Source organism: Streptomyces montanisoli (assembly GCF_017813245.1).
Lineage (GTDB): Bacteria > Actinomycetota > Actinomycetes > Streptomycetales > Streptomycetaceae > Streptomyces > Streptomyces montanisoli.
In genome coordinates this window covers 13472-37273 of record NZ_JAGIQL010000012.1, presented here as the reverse complement: position 1 = coordinate 37273, position 23802 = coordinate 13472, and the positions used below count along the sequence as shown (strand labels likewise).

General features: G+C 72.5%; 20 protein-coding genes. 10 read left to right on the top strand and 10 right to left on the bottom strand.

Going from position 1 to position 23802, the window contains the following annotated elements; genetic code table 11:
- Window positions 1–213: 213 nt before the first annotated feature.
- The gene (locus tag JFN87_RS05260) at window positions 214–1221 is read left to right on the top strand and encodes a trypsin-like serine peptidase (protein ID WP_307865312.1); all 1008 of its coding nucleotides are present in this window, start codon (window positions 214–216) and stop codon (window positions 1219–1221) included.
- Between the two features lie 18 nt (window positions 1222–1239).
- On the opposite strand, the gene JFN87_RS05255 is transcribed toward JFN87_RS05260, so the two are convergent.
- Window positions 1240–1833 carry a TetR/AcrR family transcriptional regulator gene (locus JFN87_RS05255; protein ID WP_209338696.1) on the bottom strand — a complete coding sequence of 198 codons (594 nt, stop codon included), beginning with the start codon at window positions 1831–1833 and terminating at the stop codon, window positions 1240–1242.
- Window positions 1834–1898: 65 nt separating this feature from the next.
- Between JFN87_RS05255 and JFN87_RS05250 the strand changes: the two genes are divergently transcribed.
- Entirely contained in the window at window positions 1899–2741 is an 843-nt protein-coding gene (locus JFN87_RS05250) for a class I SAM-dependent methyltransferase (protein WP_209338695.1), read from the top strand.
- A 28-nt stretch (window positions 2742–2769) separates the two neighbouring features.
- Here JFN87_RS05250 and JFN87_RS05245 read toward each other — a convergent pair whose 3' ends face one another.
- Window positions 2770–3471 carry a FadR/GntR family transcriptional regulator gene (locus JFN87_RS05245; protein WP_209338694.1) on the bottom strand — a complete coding sequence of 234 codons (702 nt, stop codon included), beginning with the start codon at window positions 3469–3471 and terminating at the stop codon, window positions 2770–2772.
- A 141-nt stretch (window positions 3472–3612) separates the two neighbouring features.
- Between JFN87_RS05245 and JFN87_RS05240 the strand changes: the two genes are divergently transcribed.
- The 4 genes from JFN87_RS05240 to JFN87_RS05225 all read left to right on the top strand — a co-directional run bounded on the left by JFN87_RS05240 (window position 3613) and on the right by JFN87_RS05225 (window position 7852).
- Window positions 3613–4569: a dihydrodipicolinate synthase family protein gene (locus JFN87_RS05240; protein ID WP_209338693.1), complete on the top strand. Its 957-nt coding sequence runs from the start codon at window positions 3613–3615 to the stop codon at window positions 4567–4569.
- A gap of 2 nt (window positions 4570–4571) precedes the next feature.
- Window positions 4572–5543 carry an ROK family protein gene (locus tag JFN87_RS05235; RefSeq protein WP_209338722.1) on the top strand — a complete coding sequence of 324 codons (972 nt, stop codon included), beginning with the start codon at window positions 4572–4574 and terminating at the stop codon, window positions 5541–5543.
- Window positions 5540–6295, top strand: coding sequence for an N-acetylmannosamine-6-phosphate 2-epimerase (locus JFN87_RS05230; RefSeq protein ID WP_209338692.1), 756 nt, complete (start codon window positions 5540–5542; stop codon window positions 6293–6295). Before JFN87_RS05235 ends, JFN87_RS05230 begins: the two co-directional genes overlap by 4 nt.
- A gap of 84 nt (window positions 6296–6379) precedes the next feature.
- The gene (locus tag JFN87_RS05225; RefSeq protein ID WP_209338691.1) at window positions 6380–7852 is read left to right on the top strand and encodes a sialate:H+ symport family MFS transporter; all 1473 of its coding nucleotides are present in this window, start codon (window positions 6380–6382) and stop codon (window positions 7850–7852) included.
- A gap of 38 nt (window positions 7853–7890) precedes the next feature.
- Here the strand turns inward: JFN87_RS05225 and JFN87_RS05220 are convergent, their stop codons facing one another.
- The gene (locus JFN87_RS05220; protein ID WP_209338690.1) at window positions 7891–9015 is read right to left on the bottom strand and encodes an FAD-dependent oxidoreductase; all 1125 of its coding nucleotides are present in this window, start codon (window positions 9013–9015) and stop codon (window positions 7891–7893) included.
- A gap of 80 nt (window positions 9016–9095) precedes the next feature.
- Here JFN87_RS05220 and JFN87_RS05215 point away from each other — a divergent pair, with 80 nt between their 5' ends.
- Window positions 9096–9824 (top strand): TetR/AcrR family transcriptional regulator, encoded by a 729-nt coding sequence (locus tag JFN87_RS05215; RefSeq protein ID WP_209338689.1) that lies wholly within the window; start codon window positions 9096–9098, stop codon window positions 9822–9824.
- Between the two features lie 41 nt (window positions 9825–9865).
- Window positions 9866–10660 (top strand): class I SAM-dependent methyltransferase, encoded by a 795-nt coding sequence (locus JFN87_RS05210; RefSeq protein WP_209338688.1) that lies wholly within the window; start codon window positions 9866–9868, stop codon window positions 10658–10660.
- Here the strand turns inward: JFN87_RS05210 and JFN87_RS05205 are convergent.
- The 7 genes from JFN87_RS05205 to JFN87_RS05175 all read right to left on the bottom strand — a co-directional run bounded on the left by JFN87_RS05205 (window position 10647) and on the right by JFN87_RS05175 (window position 18135).
- Window positions 10647–11150, bottom strand: coding sequence for an FBP domain-containing protein (locus JFN87_RS05205; protein WP_209338687.1), 504 nt, complete (start codon window positions 11148–11150; stop codon window positions 10647–10649). The two genes, JFN87_RS05210 and JFN87_RS05205, sit on opposite strands and share 14 nt — an antisense overlap.
- Before the next feature lie 100 nt (window positions 11151–11250).
- Window positions 11251–11958 (bottom strand): SDR family NAD(P)-dependent oxidoreductase, encoded by a 708-nt coding sequence (locus tag JFN87_RS05200; protein ID WP_209338686.1) that lies wholly within the window; start codon window positions 11956–11958, stop codon window positions 11251–11253.
- A gap of 106 nt (window positions 11959–12064) precedes the next feature.
- Window positions 12065–13087 carry a LacI family DNA-binding transcriptional regulator gene (locus JFN87_RS05195; protein WP_209338685.1) on the bottom strand — a complete coding sequence of 341 codons (1023 nt, stop codon included), beginning with the start codon at window positions 13085–13087 and terminating at the stop codon, window positions 12065–12067.
- Window positions 13088–13235: 148 nt separating this feature from the next.
- A complete protein-coding gene (locus JFN87_RS05190) occupies window positions 13236–14249 on the bottom strand; it encodes an ABC transporter permease (protein ID WP_209338684.1) in 1014 nt (337 codons plus the stop codon).
- Complete coding sequence (locus JFN87_RS05185; RefSeq protein ID WP_209338683.1) at window positions 14246–15211, bottom strand: ABC transporter permease; 966 nt, start codon at window positions 15209–15211, stop codon at window positions 14246–14248. The genes JFN87_RS05190 and JFN87_RS05185 overlap by 4 nt, the downstream gene beginning before the upstream one ends.
- A complete protein-coding gene (locus JFN87_RS05180) occupies window positions 15208–16863 on the bottom strand; it encodes a sugar ABC transporter ATP-binding protein (RefSeq protein ID WP_209338682.1) in 1656 nt (551 codons plus the stop codon). Before JFN87_RS05180 ends, JFN87_RS05185 begins: the two co-directional genes overlap by 4 nt.
- 156 nt (window positions 16864–17019) lie before the next feature.
- Window positions 17020–18135, bottom strand: coding sequence for an ABC transporter substrate-binding protein (locus JFN87_RS05175; protein ID WP_209338681.1), 1116 nt, complete (start codon window positions 18133–18135; stop codon window positions 17020–17022).
- A 733-nt stretch (window positions 18136–18868) separates the two neighbouring features.
- Between JFN87_RS05175 and JFN87_RS05170 the strand changes: the two genes are divergently transcribed.
- A complete protein-coding gene (locus tag JFN87_RS05170) occupies window positions 18869–21094 on the top strand; it encodes a glutaminase family protein (protein WP_209338680.1) in 2226 nt (741 codons plus the stop codon).
- A 180-nt stretch (window positions 21095–21274) separates the two neighbouring features.
- Window positions 21275–23737, top strand: coding sequence for a beta-L-arabinofuranosidase domain-containing protein (locus JFN87_RS05165; RefSeq protein ID WP_209338679.1), 2463 nt, complete (start codon window positions 21275–21277; stop codon window positions 23735–23737).
- Window positions 23738–23802: the final 65 nt, after the last annotated feature.

Genomic DNA, 23802 nt, shown 5'->3' with positions numbered 1-23802 from the left:
CAGGTACGAAGCCCCGCGCCGTCGGGCGCCACCCAACCGGGTGGCGCCCGACGGGCGTTCCGGCCCCCGGGCGTCACGGCGATCCGATTCTGGCGTGTCCGCGCCATGGACAGTCAACTCACCGCCTGGCAATCTGAGTTGAGCACTCCGGGAGGAGCGTGACAACGTTGTCGTCCTCCCGGTACCCCGTACCCCCCACCATCGGGAGCAGCCGTGAAGACGAACAGACGCAAGGCGGCGGGACTCGCAGGCGCCGCGCTCGGCATCGCCGCCCTGGGCTTGACCGTCCCCGCCCATGCCCAGCCGGCGCCCGCCGCGGGCGCGGTGGCCACCCATGTCTCCGCGTCCCAGCAGCGGGAGGCGAGCCACTTCTGGACGGCCTCGCGGCTGCGCTCGGCCCGCGACGTCACCACCGCGCCGCGAGCGCACGCGGGCGCCGCCGCGCCCGAAGGCACGGCCGGCGCGCCCGTGTCGGTACCGCCGGTGACGGGCCCGGCGGCCGCCGATCGGGCTGCCACGGCCGCGCGTCCCGCGGCCTCAGCGCCGACGGCGTGGACGGGCGGCGGCCTGATCAGCACGACCGCGGGCAAGGTCTTCTTCCAGAACAACTCGGGCGGGACCTTCGCCTGCACGGCCACCGTCGCCAACAGCGACAACAAGTCGATCGTCCTGACCGCCGGACACTGCGTGGTCAACGCCTCGACCGGCGAGGTGTACCACAACTGGGTCTTCATCCCCGGGTACAACAACGGCAACCGTCCCTACGGCACGTTCACCGCCACCGACCTCTTCCACGACGACCAGTACGTCTCGACCGGCGGCAACGCCAACTACGACTTCGCCTTCGCCAAGGTGGGGCAGGTGGGCGGCCGTACGCTCGTCGACACCGTGGGCGCCGAGGGCATCGCCTTCAACTCCCCGACAGGGCAGGACGTGCACTCCTTCGGGTACGGGGGCTCGGCCGCCGAGGGCAGCGGCGAGCGCCTGAACCACTGCGAGGGAACGGAGTTCGCCGACACGGGGCGTGCCGGCTCCACGATGTGGGGCATCGACTGCGTGCAGTCGGGCGGCTCGAGCGGCGGCGGGTTCCTCTCGAACTTCGACACCTCGACCGGCGGCGGCTACCTGGTCGGCAACATCAGTGTGAGTGCGGGGAGCAACGAGTACCACCCGTACCTCGGCAACGAGGCGTTGAGCCTCTACCAGCGGGCCGGCGCCTGAGCAATCCGGGTGCGGGCGTCAGGATCTGCCCGTCACACCGGCGATGACGGCGGCCACCACCTGGAGTACGGCTTCCGCCCTGGGCGGAGCGGCCTTGCGGTCGGCGAACAGGAGGTGGCCGCTGCCCGTCAGGGTCGGGGCGAGTGCGTCGATGTCGGCGTCCGCCGCGATCCTGCCCAGGTCGCGTTCGGCGGTGAGGTACGAGGCGAACATGGCCGTGGCCTCGGTCAGGAGCGGGATGCCGGCCGGCGTGGTCGCACGCAGCCGCGCGCGCAGCTCGTCCCGTGACGTCACGAGGCCGACGATCGCCACCGCGACCGTCCCGAACAGCTCGGTCAGTGCCGCGGTGACATTGCCCGCGACGGTGCCGGTGCCCGCCGCGTCCCGCAGGGCGGCCGCCTGGCCGTCCAACCGGGCGATCCTGTCGCGCACGAGCTCGGCCAGGAACGCGTCGAAGTCGGCGAAGTGACGGTGCAGCACGCCCTTGGCGCACCCCGCCTCGGTCGTCACCGCCCTGCTGGTCAGCGCGTTCGGCCCGTCGCTCAGCAGCACGCGCTCGGCCGCGTCGAACAGCTGCTCGCGCGCATCGCGCAGCGCCACCCCTGTCGGCAACTGCCGCTCCTCTCCTCATGGCCCGCACGGTTGTCGAGTGGGCATGTGCCCACTAGGGTGGGCGTATGCCCACTCTACCGCCGGAGCACCCGGGTCCCGCACGAGACGAGCCGCACCGGCTCAGGACGGTGGCGGAGTCCTTCGGCTCCGACCCCGGCCGCTACGACCGGTCGCGGCCCCGGTATCCCGGGGCCCTGATCGAGCGGATCGCGACCGCCGCCGCGGGAGGCGCCGTCCTGGACGTCGGCTGCGGCACCGGCATCGCCGCCCGTCAGCTCAGGGCGGCCGGGTGCCGGGTGCGCGGCGTCGAGCCCGACGCGCGGATGGCGGCCGTGGCGCGGCGGGACGGTATCGAGGTCGACACCGGGCGCTTCGAGGAGTGGGATCCTACGGGGCGCGTGTTCGACGCGGTCGTCGCGGGCCAGGCGTGGCACTGGATCGATCCGGCCGCCGGAGCGGTGCGGGCCGCACGGGTACTGGTGCCGGGCGGCCGGCTGACCGTGTTCTGGAACGCCTTCCAGCTCCCGCTCCCCGTCGCGGAGGCCGTCGCCGCGTCGTGCGAACGGGTGATGCCCGGAGCGCCGTTCGACTTCAGCGCGGTCACCAAGCCGGCCGCGGAGGGCTACCGGCCCTTCCAGGACATGGCCGCCGACGGCATGCGGCGGTCGGGCGGCTTCCGCGACCCCGACCTGTGGCGCTTCGACTGGGAGCGGCGCTACACCCGGGACGAGTGGCTGGAGCAGATGCCCACCCAGGGCGCCTTCACGCGCCTCGCGCCCGACGCCCTCGCCGAGGTGCTGGCGAGCGCGGGATCCGCCATCGACGCGCTCGGAGGCGCGTTCACGATGCCGTACGCCACGGTGGCGGTCAGCGCGGCGCGCGCCGGCAGCGCCGGCAGCGCCGGCTGACCCGCCGTCCACGCTCCGCTGCCCGAGGTCAGTTCGCCGGCGCCGCCTCGGCGCTCAGCAGCGTGCGCAGGTCGTCGAAGTGACGGTGCATCGTCTCCGCCGCCCGCTGCCGGTCGCCCGTCTCCAGGGCGGTGACGATGGCCTGGTGCTGCTTCCACGTCGACAGGGGGTCCGACGGGCCGCCGTGCAGTTCGGCCCGCACCTGGTTCATCGCCGACCAGAAGGCGTCGAGCACCTCGCTCAGCAGGTGGTTGCCGAGTGTGCCGTAGAGCGTGGAGTGGAACGCCCGGTCGGTGGCGGGGGCGACGCCGCCCTGCTCGGCCTCCTGCCGCATGGTGTCCACGATCGACCGCAGGGACGCGAGGTCGCCGGGCGGCAACGCGCCCGCGATCGAGCTGATCAGGCCGGTCTCCAGCGCCTCGCGCACGGCCATCAGCTCGTACAGGCCCGCCTCGCCCTGGTGGTGGCGCACGGCCGCGCGGAAGGCGATGCCCTCGGCGAGCGAATCGAGGGACAGGCTCCCCACGTAGGTGCCGAAGCCGTGCCGGATGTCGACGATGCGCATGGCCTGCAACGCCTTGAGAGCCTCGCGTACCGAGTTGCGGCTGATGTCGAGGAGCTTCGTCAGCTCGGTCTCGGTCGGCAGCGCGTCTCCAGGGGCCAGCCGGCGGTCCAGGATCAGCTGCTTGATGTGCGCCTGGGCGTCCTCGGACCTGCTCGGCCTGCTCATCGGCGCTTCCTCCGCTTTTCGCTTCGCGCTTTTTGACGGCTCCCGGCTCTTGACCGGACGCGCCAACCTGGGCTTACCTTAGCCCCCAGATAGGACATCCTACGTTCTACATCCATACGGTCACTCAAGCTGGAGCACCTCATGGCACTGCCCGCCCCGTTGCGCGGCGTCGTTCCCCCCGTCTGCACCCCCCTGGACGCGGAGGGCGAGGTCGACACGGCCTCGCTGACCCGGCTCGTGGAACACCTCGTCCGCGGTGGCGTGCACGGCCTGTTCGCGCTCGGCTCGACCGGTGAGGTCGCCTACCTCACCGACGCCCAGCGGCGCACCGTCCTCGAAACGGTGGTGTCCGCCGCGGCCGGCCGCGTCCCCGTGCTGGCCGGCGTCATCGACACCACCACGCCGCGCGTACTGGACCACGCACGGGCGGCGGCCCTGGCCGGCGCGGACGCCGTCGTCGCCACGGCCCCCTTCTACACGAGGACCCACCCGCTGGAGATCGCCGCGCACTTCCGCAGGATCCGCGCGCTGTGCGACCTTCCACTCTTCGCCTACGACATCCCCGTCTCCGTCCACAGCAAGCTCTCCACCGACCTCGTGCGGGAGCTCGCCCTCGACGGCACGCTCGCCGGCGTCAAGGACAGCAGCGGCGACGAGGGCGGCCTGCGGCGCCTGATGGCGGCGCTCGGCGGCCCCGACCGCGCGGCCCAGGGCGCACCCGGGTTCAGCGTGCTCACGGGCGGCGAACTGACCGTCGACGCGGCCCTGCTGTGCGGCGCCGACGGTGTGGTCCCGGGCCTCGGCAACGTCGACCCCGCCGCCTACGTACGCCTCTACGACGCCGCGAGGGGCGGCGACTGGCAGCGCGCCGCCGCCGAACAGGAGCGGCTCGTCGCGCTCTTCGCGATCGTCGACGCGGGTCCCGAGGACCGGATGGGCCGATCGTCCTCCGCGCTCGGCGCCTTCAAGGCCGCGCTGCGGCTGCGAGGAGTGATCGAGCGGCACGACACCGCGTTCCCGCAGATCCCGCTGGACGACGAGTCCGTCGCGCGCGTGGCGAAGCTCCTCGCGGACGCGGGACTCGGCGCGGCCCGGTGAGCGTGGCACGCCCCGCGGCAGCCATCGGGGCCCGGCCCGTGGTGGGCCTCGACCTCGGCGGCACCAAGATCGCCGCGGCGCTCGTCGCCCCCGACGGGACGGTACGTGCCCGATACAGCTGCCCCACCCCGGCGACGGAGGGCGCGGACGCCGTGCTCGACGCGCTCGCCCACGCGGCCGCCGCCGTCCAGGGCGGCGCGCAAGCGCAGGCCATCGGGGTGGCCGCGGCGGGGGTCGTCGACCCGGCGGCCGGGGTGGTACGCGCGGCGACCTCCACCATCGCGGACTGGTCAGGGGTACGGCTCGCCCCGCTCCTCGCGGCCCGCACCGGGTGCCGGGTCGCCTGCGACAACGACGTCCGTGCGGCCGCGGCGGCCGAGTACGCCGCCCTGCAAGCGCCCGGCGCGTCGCTGCTGCACCTGTCCGTCGGCACCGGCGTGGGCGGCGCCGTCGTCGCGGACGGCCGGATGCTGCGCGGATACGCCGGCGTCGCGGGCCACCTCGGCCACCTGCCGAGCCCCGAGGCAGCGGGGCTGCCCTGCAGTTGCGGGGCGCTCGGTCACCTGGAGGCGGTGGCGGCGGGCCCCGGGATCGCCGCCCTGTACAACCGCCTTGCCGGCGGAGAACCGGCACCGCTCGAAGAGGTGGCGCGACGCGCGGCCGCCGGCGATCCGCACGCGGCCGGGGCGATCGCGACCGGGGCCACCGCCGCCGGCCGTGCGCTCGGCGGCCTGACCAACGCGCTCGGCCCCGGGCACGTGGTGGTCGGCGGCGGCGTCACCGGCATCGGAGACCCGTACTGGGCGCCGCTGCGCGCCGCCTTCGCCGCCGAACTGATCGAGCCCCTTCGCTCGGCGCCGGACGCACTCGTCCCGCGCCCGCCGCTCGCAGGACCCGACGCACCCGTTCTCGGCGCGGCCGCTCTCACCGCCACCGCCCCTCTGCACGCCCCGGACACCGGAGAGACCCGATGAAACCTTCCGCCTCACTCACGCAGGACGCCTCCACGCAGGACGCCTATACGCAGGTCGCCTCCACCCAGGACGCCGCCGCGTTCGTCTCCGCGCTCAGGGGACAGCTCGTCGTCTCCTGCCAGGCCCCTCCCGGCGACCCCCTGCGCGACACCGCCACGATGGTGCGGATGGCCCGCGCCGCGCAGGCCGGCGGCGCCGTCGCCATCCGCGCCAACGGGCCCGACGACGTCGCCGCCATCGCGGCGGCCGTGCCGCTCCCGCTGATCGGCCTGTGGAAGGACGGCGACCAGGGCGTCTACATCACGCCCACCGTGCGCCACGCACTCGCCGTACGTGCGGCGGGCGCGGCGGTTGTCGCCGCCGACGCCACCGACAGGCCGCGCCCGGACGGCAGCACGTTCACGGAGATCGTCGAAGCCGTCCACGGAGACGGCGGCCTCGTGATGGCCGACATCTCCACCGCCGAGGAGGGCATCGCCGCGCAGCGGGCGGGCGCCGACCTGCTCTCCACCACCCTGTCGGGATACGTCCCGGGACAGCACCGGGGGAGCGGGCCCGACCTCGACCTGGTCGCCGAACTCGCCGGTGCCACCGACCTGCCGGTGATCGCCGAGGGCAGGATCGGCACGCCCGACCAGGCGGCGGAGGCGCTGCGCCGCGGCGCCCACGCCGTCGTCGTCGGCACCGCCATCACCGCGCCCGGCGCCATCACCGCCAGGTTCGCGGCGGCCCTCGCAGCAGACGCCCGCTGACCCGGCACCGCTTCCCGCGGCCCTTCCCCGTCCCCTACGCTCATCCAGCCACCGCCGGGTCCGGAGGCTGGACCATGGAGAGACATGCACAACCCCACCACCACCGCGCCACCGTGGTACCGCGAGCTCGGTGCCCGCCGCTGGAAGGCCTTCTTCGCGGCCTGGCTCGGCTATGTACTCGACGGCTTCGACTTCGTGCTGATCACACTCGTCCTCACGGAGATCGCCCACGACTTCCACCTGAGCACCGTCGAGTCCGCGAGCCTGGTCTCGGCCGCGTTCATCACCCGCTGGCTCGGCGGCGCCGTGCTCGGCGCGGTCGGCGACCGCTTCGGCCGCAAGTACTCCATGATCTTCAGCATCCTGCTGTACACACTCGGGACGCTGGCCTGCGGTTTCGCCTGGAACTACACCAGCCTGTTCGCCGCGCGCCTGGCCATCGGCATGGGCATGGCGGGGGAGTACGGGGCGAGCGCCACCTACGTGCTGGAGAGCTGGCCCGCCAGGATGCGCAACAAGGCGAGCGGCTTCCTGATCTCGGGCTACTCCGTGGGCACCGTCATGGCGGCCGAGGCGTACAAGATCGTCGTCCCCAACCTCGGCTGGCGCTGGATGTTCTACATCGGGCTCGTCCCGATCGTCATCGCGCTGTGGGTGCGCCGCGCGCTGCCCGAGGCCGACGAGTGGCAGGAGCAGGTCGCCGACCGCTGCGCGCGGCCCAACCCCTTCCGGCCGCTGTTCCGTACGTCCGGGCTCGCAGCGGTGAACGTCGTGCTCGCCGCGCTGGCGACCGTCTCCCTGTTCTGCGTGTTCACCTCGAACGCCGGCGGCCTGACGCTCCCGCTGTCCGTCGTCGCCGGTCTCTGCCTCGCCGCCTTCGCCGTCCAGCTGGGCGGACGCCGCTGGCTGCTGTACCTGTCGCTGATGGTCACCATCTTCGTGGCCTTCATGTACAGCTGGCCCATCCAGGCGCTGCTGCCGACCTACCTCAAGACCCAGCTGCACTACTCGACGGGCCAGGTGACCGACGTCCTGTTCTACGCGGGCTTCGGCACCGTCGCCGGCTGCTGGCTCGCGGGCTTCCTCGGGGACTGGATCGGCACGGTCAAGGCGTACGCCTTCACACTGCTCGCATCGCTGATCTTCGTCTACCCGGTCTTCGCCACCCACGACAACCTGCCCCTGCTGGGAGTCCTTCTCTTCGTGCTCCAGGCACTGAGCTTCGGCATCTCCAGCCTGCTGCCCCGCTACATCGGCGGCCACTTCCCGACCGAGTCGCGCGCCGCGGGCCTCGGCTTCACGTACAACGTCGGCGCGCTGGGCGGGGCGGTCGCCCCGGTGCTCGGCGCGCGGCTCGCGGACGGCATGAAGCTGGGCACCGCGCTCGCCGTGCTGACCGCGGTGGGCACCGTGGTCGTGGTCGCCCTCGTCGGCTTCGACGTGCCGGGCCGGCTGCAGCGCCTGGTCACCCCGGGCGAGGTACGCGACCACCTGGCGGCGGAGCCGTCGCCGGACGCCGCGGGATCGACCGCCGGCGCGCAGGCAGCCCGCGGGTAGGCTCCGGCACGTCCCGCGGCGGGGTCTTTCACGTCCGGCTACTGGTGCCCCGTGAACATGTCGATCAGGCCGTGGGGCGCGTCGTCGCCGAACATGAGCTCGTGGAGGCGGGCGGCCTCGACGGCCTCCGCGGCGCTGCGGGGGAACAGCTCCCGCTCGTAGGCGGCGAGCGCGGCCTCGGCGTCTTCCGGGTGCGCGGCGATGGCCCCGCCGAGTTCGGCGCCGTCGTACATGGCCAGATTGGCGCCCTCGCCCGACGGGACCATGAGGTGCGCGGCGTCGCCGAGCAGGGTCACCCCAGGAACCCGGTCCCACCGGTGCGCGGCGGGCAGGGCGTGCAGCCGGCGGAGGACCGGCGCGGTCTCGCCGTCGGTGATCAGCGCGGTGAGCTCGGGTGCCCAGCCGCCGAACTCCTCCGCCACGCGCGCGGCGGCAGCGCCGGGATCGGTGAAGTCGACTGCGGCGAACCAGTTCTCCGGCCTGCGCAGTGCCACGTAGGTGTGGAGCGTCCCGCCGCTCTCCCGGTGGGCCTGAATGCCCTTGCCCGGCGCCAGTGCCATCATCCCGCCGTCGCCGACCGCCTTCGCCGCCGCCGTGTGGCGGGTGTCCGCGTCGTACAGGTACGTCTCGACGAACGACGTGCCGGAGTACGCGGGTGTGGCGCGGGAGAGCAGCGGGCGCACCCGTGACCAGGCGCCGTCCGCGCCGACCAGCAGGCTCGTCTCCACCGTGCCGCCCTCGGCGAACGCCACCTCGTGGCGTCCCCCGCCGAGGGGGCGGACGCGGCTGACCTTGCGGCCCCACTGGACGGTGCCGTCGGGGAGGGAGTCGAGCAGGAGCTGCCGCAGGTCGCCGCGGAGCACCTCGGGGCGCCCGCCCGTGCCGTCGTCGGGCTCGTCGAGCAGGAGGGTCCCGTCCGGGGCGAGGACCCGTGTCGCCTCGCGCCCTTCGAGGACGAGGCCGCGGAACGCGTCGAGCAGGCCGGCCGCCCGCAGGGCCGGCTGTCCGTTGTTCTCGTGGATGTCGAGCATCCCGCCCTGCGCGCGGGCCGCCGGCGACGGCTCCGCCTCGTACACCGTGGCCGGAATGCCGTGGACGTGCAGGACCCGGGCGAGCGTGAGGCCGCCGAGGCCGGCACCGATGATCGTGACGTGGGTACGCATGGTGCACCTCCGGATGTGCGTCGTCTCTGGTACGCCGTTCCATTCTTGGAACGGCGTACCAGATATGTCAAACTTGCGGCATGGCAACGCGGACGCGCCGCTCGCAGCGACGCACAGAGGCGCTCTCCCGCGAGCGCATCGTGAAGGCTGCCGTCGAGCTGCTCGACGCGTCAGGTGAGAGCGGGCTGACGTTCCGGGTGCTGACCGAGCGCCTCGAGACCGGGCCGGGGGCGATCTACTGGCACGTGGCCAACAAGGACGAGCTGCTCGCCGCCGCCACCGACGCCGTCGTCGCCGGTGCCGTGGCCACCGGGGCCACCGGCATCACCGGGGCCGGCGAGCCATCGCAGGAACCGGAGGACGGGATCCGTGACGTCGCCCTGCGCCTGTTCGACGCGACCGAGGCGCACCCCTGGCTCGCCGCGCAGCTCGCGACTCAGCTCTCCCGCAACCCAGGGGGGACTGTCGCACCGCGGATCCTGGAGGGCATCGGCCGGCACGTGCGGGCACTTGGCGTGCCCCAGGACGGCTGGTTCACGACGGCCTCGGCGCTGATGCACTACATCCTCGGCGCGGCCGGCCAGAACGTCGCCAACACCGAGAGCGCCCGCGCTCTCGGCCCCGAGGCCGACCGCGGCGACTTCCTCGGCACCGTGTCGGCGGCGTGGAAGAGGCTCGACCCCGACGACTACCCGTTCACCCGGGCCGTCGCGGAGCAGGCACGCACGCACGACGACCGCGAGCAGTTCCTCGCGGGTGTCGATCTCCTGCTCACCGGCATCAACGCCGGCCACCCGCGCACCGCGTAAAGCCCCGGCGTCCGCGGCCCCCGGCCCGTACCGTGAGCCCCATGACCGACGAGGAGTTCCGGCACCCGGCGCTCGCCGCGATCTACGACGCGCTCGACCCGGACCGCGGCGATCTCGACGCCTACGTCCGCGCGGTGGGCGAGTTCGGGGCCCGCAGCGTGCTGGACGTGGGGTGCGGGACGGGGGTGTTCGCCCTGCTCCTGGCAGAGCGCGGGGTCGATGTCGTGGCCGTCGATCCCGCCGAGGCGTCGCTGGTCGTGGCACGCCGTAAACCGGGCGCCGCGCGCGTGCGGTGGATACACGGGGACGCGACGGCGCTGCCGCCGCTGCGGGTCGACGCCGCCACGATGACCGCGAACGTCGCCCAGGCCATCGCCGAACCGGGCGACTGGCACAGCACACTGCGGACAGTGCACGCGGCACTGCGCCCGGGCGGCCGCCTGGTGTTCGAGACCCGGGACCCCGCCAGGCGCGCCTGGCGGCAGTGGAACCGCGACGCCTCCTACAGCGTGACGGACGTCCCCGGCGTGGGCGCGGTCGAGAGCTGGATGCAACTCACTGATGTCAGCGGCCCGTTGGTGACGTTCCTGTGGACGTACGTGTTCGCCGCCGACGGGCGGACGCTGACATCGCGCTCGACACTGCGCTTCCGCGAACGGGAGGAGACCGAGGCCGACCTCGTCGCCCACGGCTACGTCGTCGAGGACGTCCGTGACGCCCCCGACCGCCCAGGCCGCGAGTTCGTCTTCGTCGCGCGGCGGCCGTCGACGGGCCGTGACGGCGGCGACAGCACGACGCCGCCGACCGCGCGGCCCGGCGGTGTCAGGCGCCGGTGACCTTCGCCGCGAACGCGTCGAGGTTCCCCGCCATGCGCGCCAGGCGCTCGTCCAGCGTCAACGACTCCTCGTACCGTCCCGCGCGCAGCTTGGGCTGCCGCTTCCCGCGCACGTACAGGGGGCACGCGAGGTCCGCGCACACATAGATCCCGACCGTGTTGCCCTCACGGCCCCGCGCGCCCGCGAGCGGCGCGGCCAGCAGGGTCACACCGGAAGAGGCGTGGCCCGTCAGGCAGATCTGGCACAGACTCGACTTGACCGCGCTGGTGCGGCCCACCGACGGCACACGCAGCGTGATGCCGAGCGGCCCCTGCGCCCCGGACATCACGAGGTGCGCCCGCAGCGGGGCCCCCGGATCCACCCACCCGAGGAAGTCCAGATCGCCCCAGGGCAGGCCGGCGAAGTCGAGGGGCAGCCGCAGCCGTGTCGCCTCACCCTTCGTGCAGTTCACGAACGACGAGCGGATCTGTTTCTCGGTGAGTGGTTCCACGGGATCCCACTGTAGGTACCGGCCTGACCTGCTCGCATCACAATTTCCGCCGGGACCGGCGCCCGCGCCCGCGCCTGCGCCGCGGGGCGAGGACGCGCCGTCACCAGGGGAGCGGGCCCTGAGCGTCGAAGAAGCCGCCCGTGGGCCCGTCGGCGCCCACCTGCGCCATGCGGACGATGATGCCCGCCCCCTGCTCGACCGTCTGCACGCCGGTGTTCCCGTTCAGGTCGGTCTTGGTGAACCCGGGCTCGACCGCGTTGATCCGCATCTCGGGGAACGCCTTCGCGTACTGCACCGTGATCATGTTCACGGCCGTCTTGGACGCCGGGTAGGCCACCCCCGGATAGGCGTAGGCGGGCGTGCCCGGCGCGGAGAGCCCCGCGAGCGAGGCCAGGCCGCTGCTCACGTTGACCACGACGGGCGCGGCCGAACTGCGCAGCAGCGGCAGGAACGCGTGCAGGACGCGCACGGTGCCGAACACGTTGGTTTCGAACGTCTGACGGACCACGTCGGCCGTCGTACCCGCCGCCCCGATCACGGTGTTGCCCTCGCCGCGGTGCTCGATCCCCGCGTTGTTGACCAGCACGTCGAGCCCTCCGGCGTCTTCGATGGTGCGCGCCGCGGCCGCCACGGAGGCGTCGTCGGTCACGTCGAGGACGACGAGCCGCGCCCCCAGTTCCTCGGCGGCACGGCGCCCGCGCCCGGCGTCCCGGCTGCCGATGAAGACGGTGTGTCCCGCCGCGACGAGCCTGCGGGCGGTCTCGAAGCCGAGACCCTTGTTCGCTCCGGTGATCAGTGTTGTCGTCATGGCTCCACCCTGCGGCGCGCGCTCGCGGCCGGCCAGGCGTCCCGTCTTCCTGGGACCAGCGGTACCACCCGGCCGCCCGTCAGCCCTGTCAGCCCCGTCAGGCCTGTCAGCCCCGCCTGACCCGCGTCGACTCCCGCACCACGAGCCGGTACGGGGGGTGGATGCGGCGCGGCTCGTCCGAGGGGGACGGAGGCGTCGTGATCCGCGTGACCAGGCACTCCACGGCCAGCTCCGCGATCGCCGCCTTGTCCGGGGCGATGGTGGTGAGCGACACCGCCCCGTAGTGGCCCTCCTCGATGTCGTCGAAGCCGACCACGGCGACGTCCTCGGGGATGCGCAACCCGCGTTCGTAGAGTGTGCGCATCGCGCCGAGCGCCATCATGTCGTTGTAGGCGAACACCGCGTCGGGCCGCTCGCCCCGGTCGAGCACCGCCGCCATCGCGACCGCGCCGTCACGGCGCCCGTACCCGTCCGTGGCGACCACGAGCGACTCGGGCGGTGTCATGCCGTTCGCCTCGATCTCCGCGCGCCACCCCTGCAGGCGCAGGTGGGCGGGCTGGCGCTCGCTCTCGTGCCGAGCGCCGAGGAAGGCGATGCGGCGCCTGCCCAGGTCGAGGAGGTGGCGCACGGCGGTCCTCGCGGCGGCGATGTTGTCGATCGCGATGTGGTCGTACGGCGCGTCGTACTGGCGCTCGCCCAGCAGGACCATCGGCGGCCCCGCCGGGCGGGCGACCAGGTCCTCGTTCTCCAGCTCGATCGGGCTGAGGATCAGGCCGTCGATGACGTGCGACCGAAACCCCTGGGAGACGAGGTTCTCCAACTCGCGCCGGCCCGCGGTGTGGTCGAGCAGCACGGTGTGCTCGTGGCGCACCGCCGCGTCGATCACCGCGCCCGCCACCTCGGCGAAGTACGGGTTGCCGAGTTCGGGGACGGCCAGCGCGATGATGCCCGTACGCCCCTTGCGCAGATGGCGCGCGCTCAGGTTGGGCCGGTAGCCGAGATCGTCGATGGCCCGCTGCACCCGGGCCCTCGTGCTGGGTGTGACATGGGGAAAGTCGTTGACGACGTTCGACACGGTTTTCACCGATACGCCCGCTCGCTGCGCGACATCCTTGAGGCTGACGCCCACGGCGCTCCTTGTCCTGGGCCGGGCCGCGTTGCCCGGATGCTGTGCTGCGCTGTCGCGGCGGGCGGGCCCGCCGTTTCCCGCGCCGTGAGCGGCTCCGCGGGACCGTGGCCCTGGGCGCCGCTCCGCCGGGGCGGCGCCCAGGAACGGGTCACGGTAGTTTCTGGGTTCGGCTGAGTATCGTCTGCAACAGGACCACCAGGGCGAGGAAGGCGCCGTTGACGGCGTCGGTGAAGGCCGAACCGTACTGCGAGAAGTAGTGGTCGATGAGGTTGTGGATCACGGCGAGCAGCAGGACGCCGCTGACCGTTCCGCCGACCGACCCGCTGCCACCCGTGAGCAGCGTCCCGCCGATCACCACCGAGGCGATCGCCGTCAGTTCGTAGCCTACGCCGATGGTGGTGACGCCCGAGCCGAGGCGTGCGCCGCCCAGCGCCCCGGCCGCCGCGGCGAGCGTGCCCGACAGCACGTAGACGAGGACCTTGGTGCGCTGGACGGGCAGTCCCATCAGCAGCGCCGCGTTCTCGTTGCCGCCGAGCGCGGTGAGGTTCGCGCCGAAGCGTGTGCGAGTGAGCAGCAGCGCGCCGAGCGCGAACAGCGCGGCCACGATCAGCACGGGCACCCAGGTGCCGCCGCCGAGCTGCCGGAAGAACGAACCCTTGGGGACCAGATAGGTCTTCGAGCCCTCGTGGGTGAGAGCCTGGAGCAGCCCGCGCGCGCCGAGCAGCCCGGCGAGGGTGACGATGAACGGCGCCATCTTCGTCCGCGCGACGAGCAGACCCTGCATGGTGCCCCAGGCCGCGCCCACCGCCAGCGGCAGCAGGATGGCCAGCCAGGTTCCGGTGCGCGAGCCCTCCGCCCCGAGCACCCCGCCCAGCGCGTACATCGAGCCGACCGAGAGGTCGATCCCGCCCGTGATGATCACGAAGGTCATGCCGAGCGCCAGCAGCCAGACGAACGCGTTGCCGCCGAGGATGCTGCTGACGTTCGCCCAGGTCGGGAACGCCGACGAGGTGGCCGACGCGATGATCACGACCAGCACGAGGACCGCGAGGGCGCCGTGCTGCTGGAGGCGGCCCGCCAGCCGCTCGCGCGCCGGCGCGCGCAGGTCCTGCCCGGATCCTGGCGGCCCCGGGGTGACGGCCGAACTCAGGGTGGCGCTCATCGGGTACCACGCTCCTGGGACGCGTAGACGGCGAAGCAGATGATGACGGCCTCGACGATCTGGGTGTACGAGTTGGGCACGTTGTGCTGGGTCAGTACGGCGGTGATGAGCTGCATGAACAGCGCGCCCGCCACCGTGCCGAGCACGCGCACGCGGCCACCGCTGAGCGGTGTGCCGCCCACGACGACCGCCGTGATGGCGTTGAGCTCCATGTTGATGCCCTGGTTGGCCGGATCGGCCTCCGCGCCGTGACCCACGATCATCACACCCGCCAGCGCGGCCAGTACACCGGAGATCACGTACACGGTGATCAGCACGCGGCGCACCGGCAGGCCCGACAGGCCGGCCGCGGTGCGGTTGTCGCCCACCGCCACCAGCTGCCTGCCGAAGGTGGTGCGGCGCACCAGCAGGGCCGTCAGGACCGCGGCGGCCGCGGCGATCCACGCCATGTACGGGACGCCGGCGAGGGCGCCGGTGCCCAGGTCGAGGGCCCCGGCCTGGTTGACCGGCTTGGCGGAGTTGCCGTTGACGATCTCGGCCAGACCGCGCACGCCGATCATCAGGGACAGCGTGGCGACGATGGGCTGCACCCGCGTGAGTGCCACCATGGCGCCGCCCGCGGCGCCCGAGGCGGCGCCGAGCAGCAGCGCGACCGGCAGCGCGACGGGCAGGCCGTAGCCGAGGTACAGCGGGAGGATGGACGCGGACAGCGCGATGACCGCGCCGACCGAAAGGTCGATGCCCTCCGTGCCGATCACCAGGGCCATGCCGAGCGCCACCAGCAGCGTGGGAGAGACCTGGAACAGCTGCACGCGCAGGTTGTCGGCCGACAGGAAGTGGCCGTCGAGGCCCACCGCGACGATGGCGAGGACGATCAGCGCCGCGTAGACGCCGTACTCCTGGAGCAGCCGCAGCGCCCGGTCGCGGTCGAACACGGGGGTCTGCAGGGTCTCTGCGCTCACCGGCGCGACTCCTTCGTTGTGGGCGGGGTGCCGGGGGCTGCGGCGCCGGCGTCCACGCCGGTGTCCGCGTCGGTGTCCGCGTCGGTGTCCGCGCTGGTGTCCGCCTGCGGGTCCGCCGCGGCGAGGGCGCTCAGCAGTTGCTCCTCGCCGACCTCGTCCCCCGTCAGGTGCCCCACGACGCGGCCGTCCTTGAGGACGACGACCCGGTCGGACCCCTCGATGAGCTCCTCCAGGTCGGACGAGATGAGCAGCACGCCGAGCCCGTCCGCGGCCAGTTCGTCGATCAGGGCCTGCACCTCGGCCTTGGCGCCGACGTCGATGCCGCGGGTCGGCTCGTCGAGCAGCAAAGCCTTGGGGCTGAGGCACAGCCACCGGGCGAGCAGCACCTTCTGCTGGTTGCCGCCGGAGAGGTCGCTGACCTTCTGGTCCGGGCTCGACGCCTTGATGCGCAGCCGGTCCATGAAGAACCGCACCACCTCGTCCTGCTTCGCCCGGGAGACGATGCCCGCTCGCGACAGCCGGGGGAGTGCCGCCAGCGAGATGTTCTCGCGGACCGAGAGGTTCGGGATGATGCCCTCCGCCTTGCGGTCCTCGGGCAGCATGACCACCCCGGCCCTGATGGCGGCCGCGGGGCTGCGCCGCTTCATCGGCGTGCCGTCGACCTCGACCGTGCCGGCGTCGGTCGCCAGCGCACCGACGACGGCCTTCGCCGTCTCGCTGCGCCCCGCGCCGAGCAGGCCGCCGAGTCCGACGACCTCGCCGGGGCGCACGTCGACGGAGACGTCGTGCACCCGGTGGCGGACGCTGAGGCCCTTCGCGCGCAGGACCGGCTCCGTCCCGGCGCGCTCGTGGCGCGCGCTGTCGAACGCCGTGGTGCCCCCGGAGCGCACGGCGGCCATCTCGCGGCCCAGCATCATGGAGATGAGCTGCAGCCGCTGCAGGTCGGCCATCCTCCCGGTGTGCACGTGCTGCCCGTCCCGCAGGACCGTGACGCGGTCGCAGATCGCGTACAGCTCGTCGAGGCGGTGGCTGACGTACACGACGGCGATGCCGCGCTCGCGCAGACCGCGGATGACGGAGAAGAGCGTCTCGACCTCGCGCGGTTCGAGGGACGAGGTCGGTTCGTCCATGACGACGACGCGCGCGTCGACCTGGACGGCGCGCGCGAGGGCCACCATCTGCTGGGCGCCGAGCCCGAGCGTGCGCAACGGGCGCGTCACGTCGACGTGGACGCCGTAGCGGCCGAGCGCGGCGGACGCCTCACGGTTCATCCGCCGCTGGTCGATCAGCCCGAAGCGGCGCGGCTCACGCCCGAGGAACAGGTTCCGGGCGACGGACATCAGCGGTACCAGGTTGACCTCCTGGTAGATGGTCGAGATTCCGGCCGCCTGCGCCTCCAGCGGGTTGCGGAACTCCCGGGCCGTGCCCTCGAAGCGGACCGCGCCGGAGTCGGGGCGGTGCACGCCGGTCATCACCTTGATGAGCGTGGACTTGCCCGCGCCGTTCTCGCCCACCAGGGCGTGCACCTCGCCCGGACGGAGGGCGAAGTCGACGTCGCGCAGCGCGTGCACGCCCGCGAAGCTCTTGGTGACACCGGCGACTTCGAGCACGGGGGCGGGCGCCGCCGGTGCCTGTTCGTCCTCCTGGGCCATGTTCTCCTCCTCGCATGGAACTGCGCCGCCGCCCGGGCCGCGCCGGACGGGACGATCGGCCCGGCCCCGGGTGCGAGCCGAGGCCGGGCCGGACTGAGCCGGCCGGGGGGAGCCGGGCGGGTCAGGTACCTGGACGTGCGCGTTCGCGCCCGTTCGTCAGTACACGAGCCCCTGGTCCAGGGCCTGCTTGGCGTTCTTCTGCGTGAAGTGGCCGTCCTGGATGATGACCTTCGCCTGCACGCCCTTGGTGCCGTAGAAGTCCTGCAGCGCCTGGAACGCGAGCGGGCCGAACCGGGGGTTCGTCTCGATGTCGGCCACGACACCACCCGCTGACACGTCCTGCACGACCTGCTTGATGCCGTCGATGGTCACGACCTTGACGTCCTTGCCCGGGGTCTTGCCCGCCGAGCGGATCGCCTGGAGGGCGCCGAGCGCCATCTCGTCGTTCTCGGTGAAGACGGCGTCGATGTCCGGGTGGGCCTGGAGCAGCTGCTCCATCACCTTCTGGCCGTCGGTCTGGGCGAAGTTGCCCGTCTGGGACGCGACCACCTTCATGTTCGGGTACTTGGCCTTGAGCCGGTCCTTGAAGCCCTTGGTCCTGTCGGTGGTGACGTTGTTGCCCGGCGTGCCGGTGAGGATGGCGACCTTCGCCTTCTCGTTGGTCGCCGCGGCCAGGTCGTCCGCCGCGGTCTGGGCCTGGCCGTAGAAGTTCGAGCCGACGAACGACATGAAGTCGGTGCAGGCGGAGCCCGCGGCCGTCCTGTCGATCGTGAGGACCGGGATCTTCTTGGCCTTCGCCTTCGCGAGCGCCGGGCCGAGTCCGTCGGAGTTCTCGGGCGCCACGATGAGGACCTTCGCGCCCTGCGCGATCATGTCCTCGATCTGCGAGTTCTGCGCGTTGACATCCGCGTTGGCGTTGCGCTGGATCAGCTTGACCCCCAGCTTCTTCGCCTGGGCGGTGATGCTGTTCGTCTCGGTCGCGCGGAACGGGTTGCTCGTCGACTCGGACTGGGAGAAGCCCACCACGGTCTTGCCGTCGGTGATGTCGAGCTTCGGCACGCCGCCGCCGTACGACTTGTACGTGCAGGACGGGCCTGAGGAGCCCGAGGAGACGACCTTCTGCTCCGCGGCCTTGTTGCTCGTGGCACCCGGGCTGCTGCTGGACGAACCGGAGCTCGACGTACCCGAGTTGGTGCAGGCGGAGGCCGCCAGGCAGAGACCGGCGGTCATCACCAGGGCGGCCGTGGCCTTGGCCCGGGGAAAGGCGTTCATGCGCGGATCACATCCTCGTCGATGCGGGGAGAGGGCTGAGGGGGCCGGGAGCGCCGGAGGCGCACGTCGCCCGGGAACGGTCCCGGCGGTGTCGTGCCGACGGGTCGTTCCAACGATGTAAGGAGGAGATTGCGTCACGTCGCACGGGGTGTCAAGGGAAGTGCGCAACCCGGAAGTTGCCGATGTGGAAAAGCGCGGCGCCCCGGAGGGCGCTTTCGTCCCCGCGTGGCACGCGGCGCCGGAGCGCCGCCGGCGCCGCCGCCCGCCGGACCGTCGGCCGTGCCTCAATGGGCCCACGGAGCAGGGGTCGTGAGGGTGCGCCGGAGAGGAAAGGCCGTGGTCCCGAGCCCGGAAGCGGCGGCTCCGGGGCGCCGGGGCCCGGATGCCGCAAAGGTAAAAACGGGGTAGTCGCCGGTGCCGCACCTCTGGACACTGGCCGACGCACCGTGCTCTCATGCTGGCTGCCCCATCGTTTTCCAACGTTGTACCGACGCCGGGGCGCAACGGGGCATATGGCGATCAACGCCATTCTCCCCCTGCGCGCCCCGGCAGGCTCCGCAGCGCCCACCGCTCCTGCCCCCACCACGAGCGGGCGTCGTACCACCGTCGCACCACAGCCGCACCACCGCCGTACCACCTCAGGCGCGCCGCCCCCTGCTGCGGCCGCCTGGACAGGCCCGGCGGCCGGGCACGGCACGCCCGGCCCCCCGGCCCAGGACAAGTGGAGGAAAAGATGTCGCTCCGTCACGACCCCGCCGAACCCGCCGACTCCGCCCAGGACGACGGCACACCCGCGAACGGCGAGGGCCTCAGCCGCCGCGGCCTGATGCGCTGGACGGGGGCGGCCGGCCTCGGCGCGGCCGGCGCGGCGCTGCTTCCCCAGAGCGCGCTCGCGGCGACCCCGAAGGGCGCCCCCGCCGCGGCTGCCGCGAGGAGGGGCACGCCCGCACTCCCCGCCTTCGATCCGGTCAGGCCCCCGGCCGTGCCACTGGCCGTGCGGTCGCCGTACCTGAGCACGTGGAGCGCCGACGACAACCTGGCGGGCACCTGGCCCGGCTTCTGGACGGGCCGCACCACGGCCATGGTGGGCTACGCGACGGTGGACGGGGACAACTTCCTCTTCCTCGGCGATCCCGCCGTCGACAGCCCCGCACCGCGCGGCATGGTGCAGAAGTCCCTGACGGTGACGGCTACCCGGTCCGTCTACGTCCTGACCGGCGGCGGCGTCGAGCTGACCCTCACCTTCCTGTCCCCGGTCGAGCCCGGCGACCTGCGCAGGCAGTCCGTGCCGCTGTCGTACATCACGGCCGACGTCCGCTCCACCGACGGGCACCGGCACAAGGTCGGCCTGTACTTCGACATCTCGGGGGAGTGGGCGAGCGGCGACGCCGGCACGAAGATCGGGTGGAAGCAGGAGAAGGTGAACGGTGCCGGCGGAGCATCGGTGACAACGATGTCATGCACGCCCGCCGACCCCACCGTCATCGGCGAGAAGAACGACATGGCCACCTGGGGCAGCGTGGTGTTCAGCGCCACCGACCGTCCCGGACTGACCTGGCAGATCGGCCCCGACACCACCGTGCGCCCCGCCGCACTCAAGGACGGCAAGCTGGCCGGCACCTCGGACAGTGACCAGCCCCGGGCCATCAACGACCACTGGCCCGTCTTCGCCTACCACTTCGACCTCGGCACGGTCGCGTCCCGCAAGGAGAGCGCCGTGCTCTCCATCGGCCACGTACGCGAGCCCGCCGTCGCGTACCTCGGCGACCGCCTCCCCCCGCTGTGGCGATCGCACTGGGACACCTGGCAGTCGATGGTCTCCGACTTCCACGCCGACCTGCCGGGCGCCGAGCACCGCACGGCCTCCCTCGACCGGCGTATCAGGCGCGAGGCGACCGCCGCGGGCGGGGCGCGCTACGCGGCGCTGTGCGCGCTGGCACTGCGCCAGGCGTACGCGGGCACGGAGCTCGTCAGCCGCAACGGCAAGCCGTGGGCGTTCCTCAAGGAGATCTCCTCCGACGGCAACATGTCGACGCTCGACGTGACCTACCCCGGCGTCCCGGCCTTCCTCGTCACCGACCCGGAGTACCTCGGCCTGCTGCTCGCGCCGATGCTCGACTACGCCGAGAACGGCGGCTGGCCAAAGGACTTCGCCGAGCACGACCTGGGCAGCCACTACCCCGACGCCAGCGGGCACAACGACGGCAACGAGGAGGACATGCCGGTCGAGGAGTCGGCGAACGCCATCATCATGTCCGCCGCCTACCTGGACCGCACCTCCGCGGGGAACGCCAGGACGTTCGCCACCGGCCACTACACGATCCTCAAGAAGTGGGCCGACTACCTGGTGGCCAACGCGCTCGACCCCGCCTACCAGAACCAGACGGACGACTTCACCGGGTTCATCGGGCACAGCGTCAACCTCGCGCTCAAGGGCATCATCGCCATCGGCGCCATGAGCAAGATCGCCAAGGCCGCCGGCAACACCGCCGACGCCGCGAGCTACCTCTCCACGGCCAAGAGCTACATCGCGCAGTGGGTCGACAAAGCCCAGGACGGCGACGCGGGCCACCTCAAGCTGGCCTACGACCAGCCGGGCACATGGAGCCTGAAGTACAACGGCTACCCCGACCAGCTGCTCAAGCTGAACCTCATCCCGCGCGAGGTCGCCAAGGCCGAGGGCGACTGGTACCTGAGCCGGGCCAACCAGTACGGCATCCCGCTGGACATCCGCCACTCCTACACCAAGGGCGACTGGGAGATGTGGACCGCCGCCTGGCTGCACGACCACCCGGTCCGCGACTACCTGATCGACTCGCTGTACGACTTCGCGCACAGCACACCGAGCCGCGTGCCCTTCAGCGACTGGTACGACACGATCGACGACAGGCCGAGCGGCGGCTTCAAGGCGCGCCCCGTCATCGGCGGTGTGTTCGCGCTGCTGAGCCTGCGCTCCTGACGCCGTAACCGGCAGCCCCGCCCGCCACCTGATCGCGGGCGGGGCCCGGGCGCGGGCCGGCACGCACCGAGGCCCGCCCGCGCCTTCGCGAACGTGACCGATCGTGACCAAACATGACCGAACACCGTGCGCGCAGACGCGGAGACGCCGTGCCGCCCGCGCAGCGAGGAAGGACACACCGTGGAAAGACGCTCGTTCCTGAACCGTACCGCCGCCGTCGCGTCGGGTGCCGCGCTCGCCGGATCCGTCCACCTGCCCGCCGCCTCCGCGGCCACCCCGGCCGGCCCCGTACACACACGGAAGGACGGCGCCGGGCCCCAGTACGTCGCCAACAAGGCGCCGCTGACCCGCGAGCCGTTCCTCAGGCTGCCACCCGGCAGCATCACACCCAAGGGGTGGCTGCGCGCCCAGCTCGACCTCCAGATCAAGGGCCTCAACGGGCGCATGCCCGACGTCTCCGACTACCTCGGCCTCACCACCAGCGGATGGTCCGTCCCCGACAAGCCCGGCTGGGAGGAACTTCCCTACTGGCTACGCGGGTTCGGCGACCTCGGCTATGTCACCGGCCACGCCGCCACCCTGGAACTCACCAAGACGTGGATCGACCGCATCCTGGCGACACAGCAGCCCGACGGCTTCTTCGGACCCACGTCCGTACGCACCGCGCTCAACGGCGGAGTGGACTTCTGGCCGCACATGCCCGTGCTCGACGCGCTGCGCACCTGGCAGGAGTACAGCGGCGACGAGCGTGTCGTGCCCGCCCTGACCCGCTGGCTCACCTTCCTGCACAAGCAGCCGCCGACGCTGTTCTCACAGGGCTGGGGTTCGGCCAGGTGCGGTGACACCATCGACACCGCCTACTGGCTGTACAACCGCACCGGAGACAGCTGGCTGCTCGACCTCGTGCACGACATGCACACCAACGGCGCCGACTACACGCACACCATCCCCACCTGGCACAACGTCAACCTCGCCCAGGGCTTCCGCGAACCCGCGCAGTACGGTGTGCTCGCCGGCGACCCGTCCTTCGAGGCCGCCACCCACCGGGTGTACGACACGGTGATGGGCAGGTACGGGCAGTTCGCCGGCGGTGGTTTCGCGGCGGACGAGAACGCCCGCAGCGGCTACCACGACCCGCGCCAGGGCTTCGAGACCTGCGGCATCGTCGAGTACATGCACAGCCACCAGATGCTCACCCGCATCACCGGCGACTCGGTCTGGGCGGACCGCTGCGAGGAGCTCGCGGTCAACATGCTGCCCGCCGCGTTCGACCCCGAGCAGAAGGGCACGCACTACATCACGGCCGCCAACAGCATCCAGCTCGACAACGTGCCCAAGTCGCACGGGCAGTTCGACAACGGCTTCGCGATGCAGGCGTTCATGCCGGGCATCCACCAGTACCGCTGCTGCCCGCACAACTACGGCATGGGGTGGCCGTACTACGCCGAGGAGATGTGGCTCGCGAGCCAGGACGGCGGGCTGTGCGCCTCCCTTTACGGCGAGTCCACCGTCACGGCCAAGGTCGCCGGCGGCGTCTCGGTGACGCTCACCGAGCACACCGACTACCCCTTCGACGAGACCGTCTCGATCACCCTGTCCTCGCCGAGGAGCGTCCGCTTCCCGCTGTACCTGCGGGTGCCCGGCTGGTGCTCCGCACCGTCGCTGAAGGTCAACGGCCGCGGCACGCACGCCAGGAGGAGCGGCGGGTACCTCGTCGTCGAACGCGACTGGCACCACCGCGACCGCGTCGAACTGCGCCTGCCGATGGACGTCCGCGTGCGCACCTGGCGCGACAACCGCGACTCCGTCTCCGTCGACCGCGGGCCGCTCACCTACTCGCTGCGCATCGACGAGCAGTGGTCGCGGTTCGCCGGCACGGACGACTGGCCCGAGTACGAGGTGCGGCCGGGTTCCGCGTGGAACTACGCCCTCGACGTCGACGCGGCCCACCCGGAGCGCTCGTTCCACGTGGAGCGCACCCGCGCCTCGGCCGCCAACCCGTTCACGGCGGCCACCACGCCCGTCCGCCTGCGCGCCAGGGGCCGCCGCGTGCCCACCTGGAAGGCCGACGACCAGGACGTGGTCACGCCGCTGCAGCCCAGCCCCGTGCGCACGGGCGAGCGCACCGAGGTCCTCACCCTCGTCCCGTCGGCGGCGGCACGGCTGCGCCTCACGTCGTTCCCCACCGTCGGCACCGGGAGGGCCGCCACACCCTGGGCCTCCTGCACCGCGTCCTTCAGCGGGGTCGACGACCCCCAGGCGCTGGTACTCAACGGCCCCGCCGAACCCACCGACTCGTACGACCAGGAGCTGCCGCGCTTCACCTGGTGGGACCACACGGGCACGGACGAGTGGGTGGCCTACACCTGGGACGAGCCGATCAGGGCGAGCGGCGTCTCGGTCTACTGGTACGACGACACGGGCCACGGCGCCTGCCGGGTCCCGGCCGGATGGTCCGTCGAGTACCTGGACGGCTCCGGCACCTTCCGCCCCGTGACCGGCGCGTCCGCCTACGGAGTGGCGAAGGACACCTTCAACGAGACCCGGTTCGACACGGTGCGCACCACGGCCCTGCGGGTCGCGGTACGGCTGCGGCCGGGCGTCTCGGGCGGCCTGCTGGCCTGGCGCGTACGCGGCGCCTGACCACACCCGTCCCTGGCCCGGCTCGACAGCCCGGCCAGGGACGGGCCGCAATCCACTGGACAGCG